Origin of the sequence: Porcincola intestinalis, assembly GCF_009696445.1 — a bacterium.
In the GTDB taxonomy this organism is placed as follows: Bacteria; Bacillota; Clostridia; order Lachnospirales; family Lachnospiraceae; genus Porcincola; species Porcincola intestinalis.
In genome coordinates this window covers 99,377-118,371 of sequence record NZ_VULZ01000004.1, presented here as the reverse complement: position 1 = coordinate 118,371, position 18,995 = coordinate 99,377, and the positions used below count along the sequence as shown (strand labels likewise).

Genomic DNA, 18,995 nt, shown 5'->3' with positions numbered 1-18,995 from the left:
GAGGTTTTGGTGAATGAAGATCGTGATTGCAGAAGACGAGCAGAGAGCGAGAGAAGGCCTCAGGGAAATGATTCGGTCTCTCGGAGAAAACTATCAGATTGTCGGTTTGGCGTCGAATGGAAGAACCGCATTGGAAATGATTCAGGAACAGCATCCAGATGTGGTTTTTACGGATATCAAAATGCCATACTTGTCCGGAATTGAGCTCATTGAGGCCGCAAGAAGTCAGAACTATCATACGCATTTTGTGCTTGTGAGTGCTTATGCCGAGTTTGAATATGCGCGGGCAGCCATGCAGCTTGGATGCGATGACTATATTCTGAAGCCACCTATGAAGGACGAATTGAAGAGAGTTCTTTTAAAAATTGAAACGAATGGAACAGGAGGGCGGGAGGAAACTACAGAAAGCTTGCGAGGACAGTTTCCGGAAGCGCATCCGTTGGTGAAGAGCACACTGGATATAATTGAGAGTGGATACAAGTGCAATCTTAATCAACAGCACATTGCCGAGCAGCTGAACATTACACCTGAATATTTGAGCTATCTTTTTGCAAGAGATGTTGGTCAGACGTTTTCAAAGTTTATCAAGAGTTACCGGATTAGCCGTGCCCTTCTCCTGCTGAAGGAAGGCGGTGTAACTCTAAAAGATGTGGCTTATGAAACTGGTTTTACAGACAGAAAGTATTTCAACAAAGTATTCCATGAGGTGATGGACATGACACCGTCGGAATATATAGATTCACTTAATCGGTAAGCTCTGATGCAGGGAAGAACCGAAGCCGGTCAGACCAGGTACCTTTCCCTTACCTTCTCAACCTCTGCTTGCCCCAGCCCGTACTCTTTCTCAAAATACCCCTCATATCCGCCGCAGGTCTTCCGGATGGTTTCCAGAATTTCCAGGCCGATCTTCGGGGAGACACCATGCTGCAGCTGCAGGAGGGCTTCCCGTTCCGGGTGCTGTCGAATGACAGCCTGGTCTTCTTCCATGTGCCGCCGGATGACATCGCGGCGGTAATAATTGCTGAGCAGGTAATCCTGAAGGACGGTCTGCTCCGGTACGCCAAGCAGCAGGAGGAGAATCATTGCGGAGACGCCCGTGCGGTCTTTTCCGGTTGCACAATGAAACAGGACAGGAACATTCCCGCTGATCACTTCCTGCATCAGGATGTGAAAAGCCTCGTTGTGAAACGGCATCATCTGATAATACCTGTGCATATTCTCAATCTGAGTGAGACCGGCTTCCCCAAGAAGCTTCATTCCCGCCGGTGAAAAATCAATCTCCTCGCCGCCGGCGGACACAACACCGCTGTGCTGCAGGATTGTAACGCCTGGCAGAACAGGATCCGGCTTTTTGGCAGCTTCCTCCTTAGTTCGCAGATCAAGCAGCGTGCGGATGCGGAGCGATTTCAGGAAGGCAAGCTCTTGAGCATTCATCTTGTAGAGGCCGCCGCTTCTGTAAAAACAGCCCCGGCGAATGGTTCGCCCGTCTGAGGACCGATACCCGCCCAGATCTCTGAAATTGATCTCGTCCCTCACAGGGAAGGGATTTCGTTCTGACGCTTGCTGTATTTCTGATTGATCTAACAATTCTGACATTCCTGATATCACCGTTATCTGAACCCTTTGAATTCCATTGTTTTCACGCGAAAAATATTATAGAGCATGGCACATTGCGGATCAATCTTGATCGATCGTGTAAAATTCCATCGCGCTGCGGAGCAAATTTTGGTATAGTGCAGGAGGTGGTTTCAGCGGGTGCAGGATGCTGCCTTCCAACAACCTTATGGGGCTTGATGCGTTGAAAGAGCCGCCATGCAGTGAGAAATCGGGGCAGCTAGAAGAGGATGCTGCCTTTCCTGAATCTGGGCGGCAGTGACAGATATCGTATAGAAAAATGACAGAGAACAAGCATTCACAGAACAGGGATTCTGATTCCATAAACAAGGAGCGTCTCCTGGAGCGGATTCTGGATATCGGGGAGCTGATGCTTCAGTCCGGGGCGGAGATCAACCGGGTGGAGGACACGCTCTGCCGCCTGGGGCGCGCATATGGTGCGACACCGGATGTGTACGTCATCGTTTTCAGCATTGCCATCACGCTTCGTTTTTCGGACGGCGTGACGGTGACGCAGACGAGGCGCGTCGGGGACAACGACAACATTGACTTCGAAAGGCTGGACAGACTCAATGACCTGTCGAGACGCTGCTGCAGCTCGCCGATGACAGTATCAGCGCTCGAGAGGGAGATTGACCGGATCCGGCAGAGAACAAATCCCGTGTGGATTCTGATTCTTGGCAATGCACTCGGCGCCTTCAGCTTTTCCGTCTTCTTTGGCGGGAGCGTACCGGACGGGCTTGCAGCGGCACTCTTCTCGCTTCTGATCGTTCTGCTCCAGTGCACGCTTGGGAAGTACTCCACCAACCGGATTCTGTATACGATGGTTGTTTCAGCCATCGTCGGACTGGGGATCGGCGCGATCTGCCGGGTCGTCCCGTATTTCAGCAGGCCGATGATCATGATCGGTGACATCATGCTGCTGAACCCCGGCATCACGATGATTAATGCCGTCCGGGAAATGATGGTCGGCAACACCATTTCAGGTGAGATCAGGCTGATTGAAAGCTTCACCTGGGCGCTCGCCCTCGCAGCCGGATTCATGCTTGCGATTCACATGACGGCATGAGGTGACAGACGCGGGTGTGGCTGCTTTGCTGAAGCCGCGGGCGTGCCTGCTTTGCTGAAGCCGCGGGCGTGCCTGCTTTGCTGAAGCCGCGGGTGTGGCTGTTTTGCCGAAGCTGAAGACGTGGCTGTTTTGCTGCAGCTGTCTACATGCTTTGGTATGATGAATGCAGGATCGATCAGTGGTATAATTACGGTGACTGCAGGCGCAGAAATACAAGAAGATGGTGTTTTCGATTTGCGGCCGGCCAAATCCCGAAGACTGAGGAACACATGGAATTCCGAAAGAGGGAACCAGACAGGAGGTATATGATGACAAAACAGGAAATCAAAGCAGAAGTAGAGAAGATGATCGCGGCACCGTCCTGCTGCCCGGAGCTGAAGACGGAAGGAGAAGCGTATCTGAAGGCTTTCGGAACAGCCGGGGAGAAGGCTGCGGCAGAGTCCCTGATCAGGGAGATGAAGGAAGACGTCACATCGATCGACGACCTGATCGCATTCGCAGGATCTGAGGAAGGAAAGCAGGTCTTCGGAGCGGACGGAGCCGCGAAGATGACCGAGGATGCGAAGGCGGCAAAGAGCCACGGCGAGAAGTACTGCATCTGCCCGGCCTGTGCAGCGGGCGGAAAACTCCTTGACCATGAGGCGGATTTATTAAAATAATCGCGGAACAGACTGCCCGGAGGTTTGACTGCCCGGGCAGTTTTCATAGATTCCTGTCGGAGGGTTCGATATGCTGACTGTCACTGAGCTGGTGCAGCTTCTCATGGCATTTACAGGGTCCATGGGCTTTGCGATTCTGTTTCATATCGGCAGAAAGAGTCTGCTCCCGGCAGCCCTGGGAGGGGCGCTGGCGTGGCTGGTCTATCTGGCGGTTATCCACGCAGGGAAGGGATATATGATTGCCTCATTTCTCGGAGCCGTATTCTGCGGACTGTGGAGCGAGCTGTGGGCAAGAAAACTCAGGCAGCCGGCGACGGTGTTCCTGATATCGGCAGTCATTCCGCTGATCCCCGGAAATGCGCTTTACCAGACGATGAACAGTCTTGTGACCGGGGAGATGCATGCCGCATGGAAATGGGGCATCGCGACGGTTCTGACGATGGTATTTGTCGCCATGGGAACGAGCTTTGTGGCGGCTGTCTTCATCATGAAGGAACGGATTTCGGATAAAAGGCGTACGCAAGACAGCGGGAGGCAGAGTTGATGCCCTCGGATGATTTATCCAGGCAGTAATGCTGAAAAACATAAAAGATCACGAAAACGGAGCAGGCATGGGCGGCACAGACGAGCCAGACATGTACAAGAGGGGCTGTGGCGGAAAAACAACCGGACACACAGAGATGTCTGTGGGAAACAGATCAGGAGGAAAATATGGCGCAGGATACAGACAAGTCGCTGAGACAGCAGGTGATCTACCAGATTTTTACAAGAAACTACAGGAGCGGAAAGCTGAAGGATGTGGAGCGGGATCTCGATCGAATCCGGGATCTCGGTGTCGATATCATCTATCTGCTTCCGGTACAGCCGTCCGGCGTTCTGCACCGGAAGGGATCAATGGGATCGCCGTATGCCATCTCGGACTATCGCGCGGTCGATCCGGCGATCGGAACAATGCAGGATTTTGTGGAGCTGACCGAATCCGCACACCGGAAGGGGCTGAAGGTGATGCTGGATGTGGTCTACAACCACACGTCACCGGACTCGATTCTGGCCAAGTCGCACCCGGAATGGTTCTTCCACAAGGCGGATGGCTCTCTCGGAAACCGGATCGGAGACTGGTGGGATGTTGTCGATCTGGATTATGAAAGCTCGGAGGCACTCTGGGATTACCAGATCGAAACGCTGAAGATGTGGGCAAAGTATGTGGATGGCTTCCGCTGCGACGTGGCGCCGATGGTGCCGCTGGCATTCTGGAAGCGTGCCCGCACAGAAGTGGAGCAGGTCCGGCCGGGCTGCATCTGGCTGGCGGAGGCGGTCGAGCCGGAGATGGTGATCGCAAACCGGAAGGCTGGCGTACCGACCTCCTCCGACAGTGAGCTGTACCAGGCATTTGACATCTGCTATGACTATGATACTTACAACTGGCAGAAGGCCGCTCAGACGGGCTGCATGTTCTTGCCGGGCGGAGCGGTGAGGGTTTCGGGTGAACGTGCAGGATTTCTGAAGGAATATCTGAACCGTGTCAACTTGCAGGAGGGCATTCTTCCCGAGAACTATGTCAAGCTCAGATGTCTTGAGAATCATGATCGCCCGCGGGCGGCAGAGCTTGTGCCGGATGAACGTGCGCTCAGAAACTGGACGGCGTGGCAGTATTTTGAGAAGGGAACCGCCATGGTCTATGCCGGACAGGAGTTTGAGGTGACACATCACCCGACACTGTTCGACCGCGATCCGGTCGACTTCGAGACGGGAAAGGATCTGTCCCCGTTGATGCGAAAGCTTCGCGCGATCAGGCAGCAGGACCTGTTTGCGGATTCCTCCTTCGAGGCGGAGGAGGTGGCCGGCGATGTGATCTTCGCGGTCAGAGAGAGGCGGGGAAATGGATCACCGGCAGGGGAGGCAGCGGAGAAAGCTTCCATGCCAGGGGACTGCCGTGACCGAATCGTAGGCCTGTTCAGCACGCTCGGCAGCGCCAAGGCCGTGCAGGTCGATCTGCCGGACGGAACCTATACAGACCTGATCAGCGGCAGAAGCGTGGATGTTTTTGAACACACGGTCCGGCTTACCGGGGAACCAGTCATTTTCTTCTGCTGAAAGCAGGGCAGCCAACCCGGCTGCCATCGTCCCGGAGGGCATCCGCCCGGCTGGCCTCGCCCCGGAGGGCAGCCCACCGGGCTGGTCATCGTCCGGGCCTCGCCCCGGACAACAGCAAAGCCGTCAACGAGGGCTGACAGTCATGTACCTGCGGCGCACGCCTAAAACGCAGATCACCAGGACAATCGGGAAGCCGATGCCTGAAAGGACGCCCATCTGCAGGTTGTCGCCTGCGCGCTGAGAGACATTGCCGATGATGGAAGGGCCGAGAGAACCGCCCAGGTCTCCGCCGAGCGCGAGCAGCGCGAAGAGGGCGGTGCCGCCCTTCGGGAGAATCCGCGACGAGATGCTGATCGAACCCGGCCACATGATTCCGACTGAGAAGCCGCTGACTGCGCAGCCGATCAGACCCAGAACCGGATTCTTCGACAGACCGGCGATGAGGTAGCAGACCAGGCACAGGATACCGGAAGCCGTCATAAAGGTTGTCAGGTTGACCTTCTCCCCGAACTTGCCGTAGAGGACGCGGCTGAGCCCCATTAGTGCTGCGAAGCCGCAGGGACCGGCGAGGTCTCCGACCGACTTGGAGACATGCAGGGCTGATTCTGCAAATGCAGATGCCCATTGTGCCATCGCAAGCTCGGAGGAGCCGGCGCAGACCATCAGCACGATAAAGATCCAGAACAGCTTTGTCTTCAGCAGTTCTCCCATGGACATCCCCTCTCCGTCCTCCACCAGCTTTTCAAGCGGGCAGACCGCGAAGTTGAAGACATTTAAGAGCGGGACGGCGGACCAGATGACAGCCAGGATGCGCCAGTTCCGGATTCCAAACAGAGTAAAGAAGAGGGTGGAGCCCAGAATGACACCAACCGAACCCCAGCAGTAGAAGGAATGCAGGAGACTCATGACGGAAGCCTTATTCTCAAACGGACAGGCCTCCACAATCGGACTTCCGATGACCTCAGTCAGACCGCTTCCGACTGCATAGATGACGACACAGACCAAGATTCCGATAAAGGGATCCGGCGTCAGATCCGGTACAAATGCCAGACAGAGCAGGCCGAGCCCGGAGGTGATTTCTGCCGCGATTGCAGCGGCGCGGTAGCCCATGCGGTCTGTAACCTTTGCGCATATGGCATCTGTGACCAGCTGTGTGGAGAAGAAGCAGGTCGAAATGAGTGCCAGCTTTGAGAGCGTGATCCCGTAGGACCGGCTGAAGGTCACATAGAGAAGCGGGACAAAATTCGAGCAGATCGCCTGTGTGATAAAGCCGAGATAGCATGCAAGCAGTGTTCTCCTGTATTTTCTTTTTATATTCATTTGTCTTGTCTGAATCTCCCGTGGGGCGTTTTTTGCTTCATTCAATCGTACGATCATACTACGATACTATATCCCTGTTCCGCAAGTGCACCTTCCAGAAAAATAGTTGGAGCCGATAACAAAATAGTTGTTTACACATGCTTAATCTGCTATAGTGAAGCTAAGAAAAAAGGGAAACCTGGGAAGGGTGAAAAAAGATAAAAAGGAGGGTGATTCGATGGTAAGAATACTGGCAGCAGACGGACTGGATGCCTCTGCAGTCCGCAAGCTGGAGGAACGCGGATACGAGGTCCTGCAGCAGCACTATGAACCAGATGAGCTTGGGAAGGCACTCGAGGATGTCGATGTGCTGCTCGTCCGCTCTGCAACAAAGGTACGTGAGCCGGTCATCGACCAGGCAGTGGCGGCAGGCCGGCTGAAGATGATCATCCGCGGAGGCGTCGGTATGGACAACATCGATGTCGACTATGCCCGCGGCAAGGGACTGACCGTTGCAAATACCCCGAACGCATCGAGCGCTGCCGTCGCAGAGCTGGCGATTGCTCATATGCTGGCAGTCTCCCGTTTCCTGTATATCGCGAATGTCACCATGCGCGAGGGAAAGTGGGAGAAGAAGGCGTACAAGGGCGTAGAGCTGAGCGGCAAGACTCTCGGGCTTGTCGGGCTCGGCCGCATCGGGATGGAAGTCGCAAAGCGCGCCGAGGCGCTCGGGATGAATGTCATCTACACGAACCGTTCCGGCCCGCACATCCATGTCCTGTACCCGTGGAAGACGAAGGATGAACTGCTGGCAGAATCGGACTATGTCTCGCTTCATATGCCGGCAGTCAAGGGGGCACCTCCTGTCATCGATGCGGAAGCCATCAGTAAGATGAAAGACGGCGCGTACCTGATCAATACCGCCCGCGGTGCGCTGGTGGACTCGGCTGCACTGTGCGACGCACTCGACTCAGGAAAGCTGGCCGGTGCCGGGATTGACGTCTATCCGGAAGAGCCCTGCAAGGACGAGCGCCTTCTGCACCATCCGAAGGTCTGCATGACCCCGCACATCGGCGCTTCCACGAAGGAAGCTCAGAGAAGAATCGGGGAAGAGATTGTAAAACTCGTGACAGAGAAGTTCGGATGACTGTGAGACTGGCCATGCCAGAGGAGACCCCGGAAGAACACCAGAGCTATGCTTCTTTCCAAGAGCAGGCTTTCTGCGCGTGACACCCCCTTGCCCCGCCAGAAGAGTGTGAAGGCTGTCCGTACAGGGCAGCATCACTCTCCCGGCGGGGCTTTTGAGCCTTTGGTTTCCGGTAGAAAAATGTGGTGGCGTCTTGTTGCTCTCTGTGCTATATTACGAGTTAGATGATAGCTCGCCGGTCATGACGGCTAGAATATTATGAGCGTATATATTTAGCCTCCGCAAACGACGGGGCGCTCCGGCGTAGAATATCGTTTACGTGTAAGGAAGCCTGCCTGTTGGCAGGCTTCCATTTTTTTAGAGGGGGAAAAAACATCGTGAATGGAGTACTTCGGATTGGACTGATTGGCATGGGCAGGATCGGAAAACTACACGGAAGCAATCTTCAGAGCCTTGTAAAAGGGGCAGAAATTGTCTGTGCGGCAGACCTGTATCTGGATGAGGACAAGGAGCGGTGGGCGAAGAGTGTCGGAATTGCCCGTTGCAGCAGAGATCCGGAGGATATATTCGAGGATCCGGACATTGACGCAGTGTTCATCTGCTCATCCACAGATACGCATGCAGACTTCATTGTGCGGGCTGCGAAAGCTGGAAAAAATATATTCTGTGAAAAGCCGATTGCTGTGAACGTGTCAGATATCAACAGGTCACTCCGGGCAGTTGAGAAGGCTGGGGTGAAGCTGCAGGTTGGCTTTGTGCGCCGCTTTGACAAAAGCCATAAAGCTGTCCACGATGCGGCCGCATCCGGGAAAATCGGAAAAGTATATGTGGTGAAGGTGTGTTCGCGTGATCCGGAGGCACCGCCGATGTCCTATGTTGAAAAGTCTGGCGGCATCTTCATGGACATGATGATCCACGATTTTGATATGGTCCGCTATCTGTCCGGCAGCGAGGTGACAGAGGTCTATGCGGCAGGCGGATGTCTGGTGGATTCTCATTTCGCAGACTACGGAGATGTGGATACGGCGATCGTGACGCTCCGGTTTGAAAACGGCGCACTTGGAGTGATCGACAACTGTCGCCAGGCACCCTATGGCTATGACCAGCGTGTCGAGGTACACGGGGAGAAGGGCTGCGTGAGAGATGAAAATCAGCTGGAAGACGAAGCCCGGCTGGCTACGGCTTCCGGAACGCTGGGCGCGAAGCCAACCTGGTTTTTCCTGGAACGCTACAATGACGCGTTTGTGGAAGAAGAGCGGGCTTTCGTGAAAGCCTGTCTGAGCGATGCACCGGTTCCGGTCGGAGGAAAGGATGGTCTGAAAGCCGTTCTGATCGCGAAAGCTGCCAGAAAATCACTTGAAACGGGAAGACCGGTCCGTCTGGACGACCCGGATGTCACCTCAGACTGACAGGTTTCAATGTATGCGCAGAGGGATAAGGTAATATACCGGCAGTACAGCCAAAAACGGAGGAAATATGGACGATCTGAATGAAGTGAGAAATGTGTCGGAGGCGGCATACCGTTTTCTGAGCAGCATAAATCCAAAGGACTGCCAGGATGGTCATTATGATCTTCCAGATGGCGTGTTTGCCAATATTCAGACCTATATGCCAAAGCCGAAGTCTGAAGGAACCTTTGAAGCGCACAGGAAATACATCGATATTCAGTACATCATCTCAGGGCATGAGATCATCTCCGTAGAGTCACTGGAGACCATGAGGGCGGGGACGTGCATCCGCAGGTATGGTGAGACCGGCGACATCGAGCTGTATGAAGGAAACAATAAGGGTAAGGAATACCAGCTGGGACCAGGAGACTTTCTGATTCTCTTCCCGAAGGATGCCCACATGCCAGGAGTCTGCGAAGGAACGCCTGAGAAGGTGCAGAAGGCGGTTGTGAAGGTGCCATATCTGGATGAATTATGATGTAGTGTGAATGATGATGAGCAGTAATAATGAAGGGATAATTCAGATGCCTGAAAACGATTAGAATACAACTGCGAAGGAGCAATGCATTCTTCAACCATCCGGTTATTTTCAAAAAACTCTGGGTTCTTCATGCAATCATGCCATTTGGAATAACTGGAAATGCTTTTTTCTTTTGATAGCAGGGTATTTTGGCGTATAAAAAGGATTACCTATTGACAATATACACCCCGCCTGAAAAGTGCGAAGGCTGTCCCTGTCCGTACAGGGCAGCACCACTCTCCCGGAGGGGCCTTTGCTATGCGACAACCCAGATACGTAAAGAAAGATAAAGCTCATTGTAGAGACTGTGGAACGGTATATCGATCAGAAGCCCCAGGTATAAATATATCGGACTTCAGACCTTCTGAACGCAGATAGGTTTGGATACGGGTCAGAGCGGCACCGATCAGAGCTGCTTTTTCACCAAAGCGACCTTTGTATATGTGATAATTCAAATTTCTGAAGGTTGTAGTGGATTCTATATATGATCGAATGTTCTCAAAATCACTTCTGGACAGATATTTAGATAAAGTACCACTTAGAATGATATCCCCGCAGATGACCATTCTGGCGTTGTCGATGAAGGAAGCGAGATCTTTTAGGTATTCATCCCATATTTCTGTTTCCATGCGTGCTCCGGCCGCTTTATTTTCAAAAAATACTTCCAAGTTTTCTCTTGAGGAACGTTTGATTGAGTTCGCTGATATATAAGCATCGGCACAGCCTTTCTTCCCGCAGTAACAAATATCGCCATTTGGATGAAGAATCATATGCTCATAGGCGCCGGAAGACAGATTCTCTGTGTGGATAACCTGACCGCCGATGATAACTGCTGTTCCAACATAGGTATTCAAAGAGATAAAAATTCCTGTCTGAATCTGCTGGAGACTCCATAGCTCAGCTAGTGCCGCAACCTCTGCGTCGTGGACAAGGGAGATGGGATAGCTGATTCCTTTACTGAAGCTCGATCTAGTAAAAGAGGTACTGTTCAACAGTTTTCCGAAAAAAACATGCTCTCCATCCGGGGCAACGATTCCCTGCATGCAGATTGTGATTCCAAGAACCGTGGATTTTCCGACATGAAGGGAGTCAATGACGCGGCTAAGGACATTGCGGTAAATTGAAAAATAGCTTTCAGAGTCTAAGAAGCTGATTTCGATCGATTCTTCCTTAATGACATCCCCAATCAGGTTCACAACAGCGATATTCAGGCGGTCAGCCAATACTTCTACGCCAATCGCGATGCGAGCGGTTTCGTTAAAGTGATACAGAACTGCTGGTCGGCCGCCGGTTGAGGCTTTAGAAGAACTGCAGATGATTTTCCCCTCGGACATAAGTGCGTTTAGACACTTCGTAATTGTGGGAAGACTAATGTGGAGATGGTACGCGATGGACTGCTTGGTAATACCGTTATTTTCATAAATGAGACGGTACACCTGAGATTTATTAAAGTTCTTGATTTCGTTTGTTGTATTATTCAAAATCGCTCCCTCCTATTTTATCTTTGTATTCAGATAGCGTTTCAGATTCTCATCCCCAAAAGCCGAGCTGAAATCACAATAACCACATCTATATAATAAAATATATTCATAAAACTGACTGCACAATGTTTTATAAAATATATTGAAAAAACTTTATATAACAAAAAATTGTACCAATATTTTGTTGTTTTATTTGAATAGAACGGCAATAGCAGAGTAACAAACCCTATGGTAAGATTCAATCAACAAAGGTAATGTAAGTACTTTAATAAAATGAATTTACATTACCTAGCAGCGAAAAGCGATTTTTATACAAAGGAGGATGCTATGAAGACACGAGTAGCAAAGAAACTGATGGCTGTTGCTGGCGCATTCGCAATGGGAATAATGGCGTGCGGCGGTAATGTTTATGCAGAATCGACGGAGGCTTCCACACAGGCGGAAGCAGAGGAGTTAACATCAGACAAGCCATATGATATTGGAATGACAGTCGCTGATTTAACGAATCCGATCTGGGCCGAGGTTTGCAATGAGGTTGAGAAGAAGGGCGAAGAAGCAGGAAGCAAAGTGACTGTAGAAGCAGCAAATAATGATCCGTCTACGCAGGTTTCACAGGTAGAAGATTTCATTCAACAGAAGAAGGACGCCATAATTATTCAGGCTATTGATATCAATTCCGTTGACGATGTCCTGAAAAAAGCGCAGGATGCAGGGATTATGGTTATGTGTTATGGCGTACACACCAAAACATATGATATTTCGCTGACAAATGATAACGCTGGTGCTGGAAAGATTATCGGTGAGAGAACTGGAGAATTTATCAATGACAATTATGATGGAAAGGCGCAGGTTGGCCTTCTCACATTCTACGAAAACCAGGAATGTAAGATTCGAGGCGAGGAGATGAAGAAGGCGCTAGCGGAGGTAGCACCGGATGCTGAGGTTGTAGCGGAGGACTCATGCGTTGTTGCTGACAAGGCTATGACGATCGTTGAAAACTGGCTGCAGCAGTATCCTGATATGAAGGCAATCATGTCGATCGGCGATGGTGGTGGAATTGGAGCAAATCAGGCGGTAAAGGCAGCCGGGAAGGCAGACGGATTCGGAATATTTGCGATTGATGGGACTATTGAGGCTCTTCAGCTCATGGCGAATGGTGATCCGATCAAGGAAGAAATCGCTTTCGGAGCGGGCTGGCAGCTTGGTGACGAAGTCATTACGGTTTGCATCAATGCATTGAATGATGGAATTGACAACCCGGAACAGCTTACTCCTACTGAAGAAATTGATCTGAGTAACTTGAAAGATCGTATCGCAGAATGGGGATATGAGGATCAGATTGATCTGTCCAAATTGCAGTGATTCCTGGAGAAAGTACATTATCATAAGGGACTGATTTCAACAAGGGGCTCCTGCGTTCTGATATGCTGTCGTAAACAGAACACCACTTTGGCAAGGAGCCCTTCGTATATAGTAGCTGCAGAGGTGCATCATGACAGGCTCGGAAGAAAATATTCTGGAATTTAATGACGTAGTAAAAAGCTATCCTGGCGTTATGGCACTGAGTCATGTCAGCCTCGCTTTTCGCAAAGGAGAAGTCCATGCGATTGTCGGAGAGAACGGCGCAGGTAAATCTACACTGATAAAGATGACAACAGGTGCTGTAATACCGACATCAGGCTCCATCACAATTGACGGAGAGAGGTTCACGAGGCTGAGTCCCGCAAAGGCCAGAGAGAAAGGGGTGGCAGTTATCTACCAGGAATTCAATCTGGTCAATGAACTGTCGATTGCGGAAAATATATTTTTAGGAGATCCAATCGCTTTACATGGCTTTATCAACAAGAAGGCGATGGTGAAAAAAAGCCAGGAAATATTTGATATGCTTGGGATCAATGTGAATGTGATGAGTCAGGTCAAAGATCTTACGACAGGTTATAAGCAGTTGGTTGAGATCGCCAAAGCATTCACACATGATGTGAAAATATTGATTATGGATGAACCGTCCGCATCGCTGACAACAAACGAAGTTGATACATTGTTTAGCATTATCCATAAGCTTGAATCAAAGGGAGTGACAGTTGTCTATATATCCCATCGTCTGGAAGAAATATTTGAGATTTCAGACAGAGTCAGTGTTCTGAGAGACGGACATATGATTGGAACCTACCCGACTGCTTCTAAAACAAAGGATCAACTGATTTCTCTGATGGTTGGGAGACAATTCAGTGAACAGTTCCCGGATCGGTCTGGTAGTACGGAGGAAGAGGTTGTATTGAGGGCGGAACATCTATCAGGCCCCAAAGTCAAGGATGCGTCTTTTACCCTGCGAAAGGGAGAAATCCTCGGTTTTGGAGGGCTTGTAGGTGCGGGAAGAACCGAAACAGTTCAGCTGATTTGCGGGATCAACAGGCTGACAGGGGGAAAGATCACATATAAAGGAAAGGACTTTGTCGCCAGAGATCCGTTGGATGCCATTAATAAAGGAATTGTCATGGCACCGGAAGACAGAAAAGAACAGGGCCTCATGCTTCACATGAGCGTTGGCGAGAATATAGCTTTTCCGAGTTATCATGTTTGTTCGAAGCTAGGTTTTATCAATTTCAGTAGAACAAATCAGATTATCAGAAAATATATAGAATCTTTATCAATCAAAACACCTTCACAGGAGCAGTTGGTGAGAAATCTTTCCGGCGGGAATCAACAAAAGATTGTTCTGGCAAAATGGCTGGCGCGTGATCCCGAAGTGATCATTCTGGATGAGCCAACACGAGGGATTGATGTAGCAGCCAAGGCAGAGATCTATGAAATCATGGTGAAGCTGGTCGAGTCTGGGAAGTCGGTGATAATGATTTCTTCGGATATGGAAGAGCTTCTCGGAATGTCTGACAGGATCGTTGTTTTTTGTGAAGGAAAAGTTACAGGAGAACTGAAGAAGAGTGAGTTCTCGCAGGAAAGTGTGCTTTCACTTGCTTCCGTGAACAATTCAACAGAGAAAGAGCACAAGTATGAATAAAACAAATGGATCACGATCGAATGCTGTAAAAAAGTGGATCAATCATAATGTAATTGTTTTTGCATTTCTTGGAATCTTCGTGATATTCAGCATTATCTCCCCGACATTCTTGAATGTCGATAATCTTCTTAATATCACAAGGCAAATATCGTTCAGAGGAATCGCTGCGGTCGGTATGACAATGGTCATCCTGACAGGTGGAATTGATCTTTCTATCGGATCTACGATTGAAATATTGAATATCGTATGTCCGACCCTGATGGTGTCATATGGGATGTCGCCATTCATGGCTATTCTGATCAGCTTCTGCCTGTCTCTGGCTGTAGGCCTTGCAAACGGAATTTTGATTACAAAAGCGCATATCCCTCCTATGATTGCAACAATGGCGTTTATGAATATCCTTTATGGAGGCGCATACATCATATCTGGTGGGCAACCTGTATTTGGATTCCCAGACTCTTTTGCGAAGATGGGTCAGGGCTATATTGGAGAGGTCCCCATCCCGACCGTAATCATGATTCTTACATTTGTCGCGGGAGGTATTATTCTTACAAGGACGACATTTGGCAGAAGTCTGTACGCAATCGGAGGTAACATGGAGGCTGCAAGGCTTTCCGGAATCAAGGTAGACCGTGTGCTGATTATTGCTTACATTATGGATTCTTTATTCACATGTGTAGCAGGCCTTCTGATGCTGTCAAGATTAATGTCCGGGACGCCGAACACAGGACGAGGGTTTGAGTTTGAAGTGATTACAGCAGTTGTTCTGGGAGGCGTATCTGTAAGCGGTGGCGCCGGGCGTCTGTTCGCTGTATTCTTCGGTGTTATGATCATCGGTGTCATGAACAATGGCCTGACGCTTATGGGGCTGAATACATACTGGCAGTATGTAATGAATGGCATCGTACTTGTGATTGCAGTGGGCCTGGATTACTACTCAAGAATACGTGCAAGTAAAGCAGCGAAAGCCTGATATTTTAGAGGTATAGGCAGAATCATGTTTCGGAGGCAGTTATGAAGAAAGTAATCCATATAAGAAAAACCGAACCAGTCGTTCTGCAGTGTACAGATCTGGTGTTTTGCCAGAAACCATACTGGTGCAATGCCACCCGGTATCAGCTGAAACTCAGTATTCTGCATCCAAGAATGTTTTTCTCATACGATGAAAAGGTAAAAAAGCAGCCTTGCATAGTTTTTCTAGCCGGTGGTGGTTGGACAGAAGTAGACCATAATGTTTGGCTCCCGGAGCTTGTCTACTATGTAAAACATGGATACATTGTTGCGAGTGTGTCGTATAGCCTTCCGGCTACCTGGTTCTTCAGGGAGATGTTGACCGACATCAAACAGTCGATTCGTTATCTACGCGCTCATGCCGAGGAGTGGAATATTGACCCAGAAAGGATTGCGGTTATGGGGGAGTCGGCAGGTGGACATCTGGCGGCTATGACTGCAGTAACAGGCGGCATGGAAGAATATGAGTCTGGAGACTATTTGGATCAAAGTTCGGAAGTAAAAGCAGCTGTATGCTTTTATCCGGCTGTAGATATGTACCACTTTGCGGCGCCGGGAACCGGGGATTTCCCAGACCAGTCACTGCTGCGTGGACACTTGCAGCCGCAGTCCGTTGCCGCAGGTGTGCCATACCTGAAAGAGTACCCGGAATTGGGCAGAGAAATGGATCCGCGAACGTTTATACAATCACATACGCCTCCGTTTCTGATCCTGCATGGGTCAGATGACTCCCAGGTACCAGAACAGCATAGTGAGCTTTTGTATCAGAAACTAATAGAAAGCGGAGTTCACGCGGATTTCTATGAGATTCAGGACGTTGATCATGCGGATGCGGCATTCATTCAGCCTGAAGTCAAGGATCTCGTTCTGGATTTTCTAAGAAATAATTTATAAAGAACAATCATCACCAGAGGAAAAACAGATGAAATTAACAATGAATGGGCTGAAGGACAAAGCGGTCTGGGAGAAAGCCGGTATAGATGTTCCAGACTATGATATACAGGGGCTTTACAATAAAACAAAAGCAGATCCGAGGTGGGTACACTTCGGAATCGGGAACATATTTCGGATCTTCATCGGAAGTATCGCGGATAAGCTGATCAGAGATAAAAAACTGGATACGGGCATCACTTGTGTGGAATCATTTGACTATGAGATCGTAGACAAGATCTATAAGCCATATGATAACCTGGAGCTTGGTGTGATTCTGAATGGAGACGGATCCTGCGAAAAGCGTGTACTGGCTCCTTTTGGAGAGGTGTTGAAAGCGGATTATACAGATGGGCGGGAGTGGAACCGGCTGAAGGAAGTATTCAGAGCAAGGACACTTCAGATGGTTTCTTTTACGATTACGGAAAAGGGATATGCGTTGACTGGTCTGGATGGAACTTACACGAGGGGAGTTCTGTCAGATATCAACAATGGACCTGAGAGATGCAGAGGAGCAATGGCCGTTGTTACTTCAATGCTGTATGGACGTTATCAGTCGAATGCGGCTCCGATTGCCCTTGTTTCGATGGATAACTGTTCCCACAACGGAGAACGGCTGATGAAAGCTGTCTTCACCATCTGTGATGAGTGGCTCAAAAAAGGGTATGTGGATGAGGGATTCCTAAACTACATCCATGATTCAGACAAGGTTGCTTTTCCGTGGACAATGATTGATAAGATTACTCCAAGGCCGGAGGATCGTATTGCTGCCATACTTACAGAGAATGGCGTAGAAGGAATGTCCTCGATCATCACTTCAAAGAAAACATTCATTGCGCCGTTCGGAAATGCCGAGAAGGAGCAGTATCTAGTCATTGAGGATACGTTCCCAAACGGACGTCCGCAGCTTGAGTCGGGTGGCGTCTATATGACAGATCGGGGGACGGTCAATAAGGCGGAACGGATGAAAGTCAACACCTGCCTGAACCCGATCCATACCGGGCTTTGCACCTATGATTGCATGCTCGGCTATGAATTGTTTGCAGATGGTATGAAGGATCCGCTGATTGCGGAACTTGCAAGGCAGATCGGCTATGTAGAAGGCCTTCCCGTCGTGGAGGATCCTGGAATCCTGTCACCGAAAACTTTTCTGGATGAAGTGATTCATGAACGGGTCTCCAATCCATATCTCGGTGATACATCACAGCGGATTGCAGTTGATATTTCACAGATGGTAGGCATACGTTTTGGAGAGACGATCAAATCATATGTGAAGCGGGATGGGACGGCAAGGAAGCTGACTGCAATTCCCCTTGCAATCGCAGGCTGGATTCGTTACCTGTTGGAGGTGGATGATAAGGGACAACATTTTGACCTCGCACCCGATCCAATGATCCCGGAACTTCAGAAGACTCTTGCAGGGCTGAAATTTGGGGATCCCTCATCGGTGGGAAACAGACTCAGGCCATTGCTGTCGAATGAAAATATCTTCGGAAGCAATCTCTATGATGATGGACTGGGTGAAAAGATTGAGAAAATGGTAAGTGAAGAAATTGAAGGACCGGGAGCCGTGAGACGAACACTTACGAAGTATCTGTTTGAGAACACTGTTCCGGAGACAATGACGCAGCAGGTTATGGTCAAACCGGGTGAGATTGTGTTTCGGGAGATATCAGTACCTGTGCCGGAACCGCACCAGGTGCTTGTAAAGATCAAAAGAATCGGCATCTGTGGAAGTGATATTCATGTCTATCATGGAACGCATCCCTATACTGGCTATCCGGTGACACAGGGACATGAGGTTTCAGGCCAGATTGTACAGAGGGGCTCTGATTCAAAGAAATTCGAGGTCGGGCAGAGAGTTGTGATAGAACCGCAGGTTTTCTGTGGACATTGCTATCCTTGCATGCACGGAAAGTATAATCTCTGTGAAGGTCTGAAAGTCATGGGATTTCAAACGACAGGGACAGCAAGCGAATATTTTGCAGTTGATGAGTCAAAGTGTACTTCGATACCGGCTAACATGACGTATGACGAGGGCGCCATGATTGAGCCTCTGGCAGTTGCGATTCATGCTGCGAAAAGAATCAGCGTCGTGGAGAAAAAGGTAGTCGTACTCGGGTGTGGGCCTATAGGAATTCTCTTGTGTCAGTCCTTGAAAGCTCTTGGGGCATCAGAAGTTCTGGCAACAGATATATCGGATTACCGACTTCGGATTGCGAAGGATGTGGGGGCAGATTATATTGTCAACACAAAGGTGCAAGATTTCGGGGAAGCGTTGATAAAGTGTTTTGGAGCGGACAAGGCAGACATTGCGTATGACTGTGCTGGTAATGATGACTCGATAAACAGTGCTATTCGCAATGCAAGAAAGGGTAGTACGATTATTCTTGTTGCCGTATTCGGAAAGCTGGCGAATGTCGATCTTGCCAAGCTGAATGATTCAGAACTCGACCTGAATACGACGATGATGTATCGACATGAAGATTATGAGGATGCGATTCGCCTTGTCAGTAATGGAAAGATCAGATTAAAGCCTCTGATGAGTGTTCATTTTCCGTTCAGAGACTATTTGAAGGCATATCAGTATATTGATGCCAACAGAGAGACGACCATGAAGGTGCTTATCGATGTTGATCCGGACTCTTCATTGAAAAAAACAGATGATAATTCAGGACAAGCCTGACAACCGACGAAGAATATAAGA

The 18,995-nt window shown here is 49.7% G+C and carries 16 protein-coding genes and 1 pseudogene; 14 read left to right on the top strand and 3 right to left on the bottom strand.

What is annotated here, in order from left to right; all coding sequences use genetic code 11:
• Positions 1–13 precede the first annotated feature (13 nt).
• Positions 14–754 carry a response regulator transcription factor gene (locus FYJ35_RS05410; RefSeq protein ID WP_154524294.1) on the top strand — a complete coding sequence of 247 codons (741 nt, stop codon included), beginning with the start codon at positions 14–16 and terminating at the stop codon, positions 752–754.
• A gap of 29 nt (positions 755–783) precedes the next feature.
• Here FYJ35_RS05410 and FYJ35_RS05405 read toward each other — a convergent pair whose 3' ends face one another.
• Positions 784–1,596 (bottom strand): tyrosine-protein phosphatase, encoded by an 813-nt coding sequence (locus FYJ35_RS05405; protein ID WP_154524291.1) that lies wholly within the window; start codon positions 1,594–1,596, stop codon positions 784–786.
• Between the two features lie 298 nt (positions 1,597–1,894).
• On the opposite strand from FYJ35_RS05405, the gene FYJ35_RS05400 reads away from it, so the two are divergent.
• The 4 genes from FYJ35_RS05400 (at position 1,895) to FYJ35_RS05385 (ending at position 5,436) form a co-directional block, all read left to right on the top strand.
• The gene (locus FYJ35_RS05400) at positions 1,895–2,683 is read left to right on the top strand and encodes a threonine/serine exporter family protein (protein ID WP_154524288.1); all 789 of its coding nucleotides are present in this window, start codon (positions 1,895–1,897) and stop codon (positions 2,681–2,683) included.
• A gap of 305 nt (positions 2,684–2,988) precedes the next feature.
• On the top strand, positions 2,989–3,342 hold the full coding sequence (locus FYJ35_RS05395; protein WP_235906384.1) for a hypothetical protein: 354 nt from the start codon (positions 2,989–2,991) through the stop codon (positions 3,340–3,342).
• 70 nt (positions 3,343–3,412) lie between these two features.
• Positions 3,413–3,886 carry a threonine/serine exporter family protein gene (locus FYJ35_RS05390; protein WP_154524285.1) on the top strand — a complete coding sequence of 158 codons (474 nt, stop codon included), beginning with the start codon at positions 3,413–3,415 and terminating at the stop codon, positions 3,884–3,886.
• 167 nt (positions 3,887–4,053) lie between these two features.
• Positions 4,054–5,436 carry an alpha-amylase family glycosyl hydrolase gene (locus FYJ35_RS05385; protein WP_154524282.1) on the top strand — a complete coding sequence of 461 codons (1,383 nt, stop codon included), beginning with the start codon at positions 4,054–4,056 and terminating at the stop codon, positions 5,434–5,436.
• Between the two features lie 123 nt (positions 5,437–5,559).
• On the opposite strand, the gene FYJ35_RS05380 is transcribed toward FYJ35_RS05385, so the two are convergent.
• The gene (locus FYJ35_RS05380) at positions 5,560–6,756 is read right to left on the bottom strand and encodes an MFS transporter (protein ID WP_154524279.1); all 1,197 of its coding nucleotides are present in this window, start codon (positions 6,754–6,756) and stop codon (positions 5,560–5,562) included.
• Positions 6,757–6,973: 217 nt separating this feature from the next.
• Here FYJ35_RS05380 and FYJ35_RS05375 point away from each other — a divergent pair, with 217 nt between their 5' ends.
• The 3 genes from FYJ35_RS05375 (at position 6,974) to FYJ35_RS05365 (ending at position 9,808) form a co-directional block, all read left to right on the top strand.
• The gene (locus tag FYJ35_RS05375; protein WP_154524276.1) at positions 6,974–7,882 is read left to right on the top strand and encodes a D-2-hydroxyacid dehydrogenase; all 909 of its coding nucleotides are present in this window, start codon (positions 6,974–6,976) and stop codon (positions 7,880–7,882) included.
• A 377-nt stretch (positions 7,883–8,259) separates the two neighbouring features.
• Positions 8,260–9,291 (top strand): inositol 2-dehydrogenase, encoded by a 1,032-nt coding sequence (iolG, locus tag FYJ35_RS05370; protein WP_328597044.1) that lies wholly within the window; start codon positions 8,260–8,262, stop codon positions 9,289–9,291.
• A 67-nt stretch (positions 9,292–9,358) separates the two neighbouring features.
• The gene (locus FYJ35_RS05365; RefSeq protein WP_154524273.1) at positions 9,359–9,808 is read left to right on the top strand and encodes a YhcH/YjgK/YiaL family protein; all 450 of its coding nucleotides are present in this window, start codon (positions 9,359–9,361) and stop codon (positions 9,806–9,808) included.
• Between the two features lie 335 nt (positions 9,809–10,143).
• Here FYJ35_RS05365 and FYJ35_RS05360 read toward each other — a convergent pair whose 3' ends face one another.
• Positions 10,144–11,331 carry an ROK family protein gene (locus tag FYJ35_RS05360; RefSeq protein WP_154524270.1) on the bottom strand — a complete coding sequence of 396 codons (1,188 nt, stop codon included), beginning with the start codon at positions 11,329–11,331 and terminating at the stop codon, positions 10,144–10,146.
• A 327-nt stretch (positions 11,332–11,658) separates the two neighbouring features.
• Between FYJ35_RS05360 and FYJ35_RS05355 the strand changes: the two genes are divergently transcribed.
• The 6 genes and pseudogenes from FYJ35_RS05355 (at position 11,659) to FYJ35_RS15190 (ending at position 18,974) form a co-directional block, all read left to right on the top strand.
• On the top strand, positions 11,659–12,693 hold the full coding sequence (locus FYJ35_RS05355) for a sugar ABC transporter substrate-binding protein (RefSeq protein ID WP_205839727.1): 1,035 nt from the start codon (positions 11,659–11,661) through the stop codon (positions 12,691–12,693).
• A 130-nt stretch (positions 12,694–12,823) separates the two neighbouring features.
• Complete coding sequence (locus tag FYJ35_RS05350; RefSeq protein ID WP_154524264.1) at positions 12,824–14,347, top strand: sugar ABC transporter ATP-binding protein; 1,524 nt, start codon at positions 12,824–12,826, stop codon at positions 14,345–14,347.
• A complete protein-coding gene (locus FYJ35_RS05345) occupies positions 14,340–15,320 on the top strand; it encodes an ABC transporter permease (protein ID WP_154524261.1) in 981 nt (326 codons plus the stop codon). The genes FYJ35_RS05350 and FYJ35_RS05345 overlap by 8 nt, the downstream gene beginning before the upstream one ends.
• A gap of 41 nt (positions 15,321–15,361) precedes the next feature.
• On the top strand, positions 15,362–16,252 hold the full coding sequence (locus FYJ35_RS05340; protein ID WP_154524258.1) for an alpha/beta hydrolase: 891 nt from the start codon (positions 15,362–15,364) through the stop codon (positions 16,250–16,252).
• Positions 16,253–16,280: 28 nt separating this feature from the next.
• Positions 16,281–17,885, top strand: a pseudogene (locus FYJ35_RS15195) (mannitol dehydrogenase family protein); the annotation flags it as partial.
• A gap of 24 nt (positions 17,886–17,909) precedes the next feature.
• On the top strand, positions 17,910–18,974 hold the full coding sequence (locus FYJ35_RS15190; RefSeq protein WP_328597049.1) for a zinc-dependent alcohol dehydrogenase: 1,065 nt from the start codon (positions 17,910–17,912) through the stop codon (positions 18,972–18,974).
• Positions 18,975–18,995: the final 21 nt, after the last annotated feature.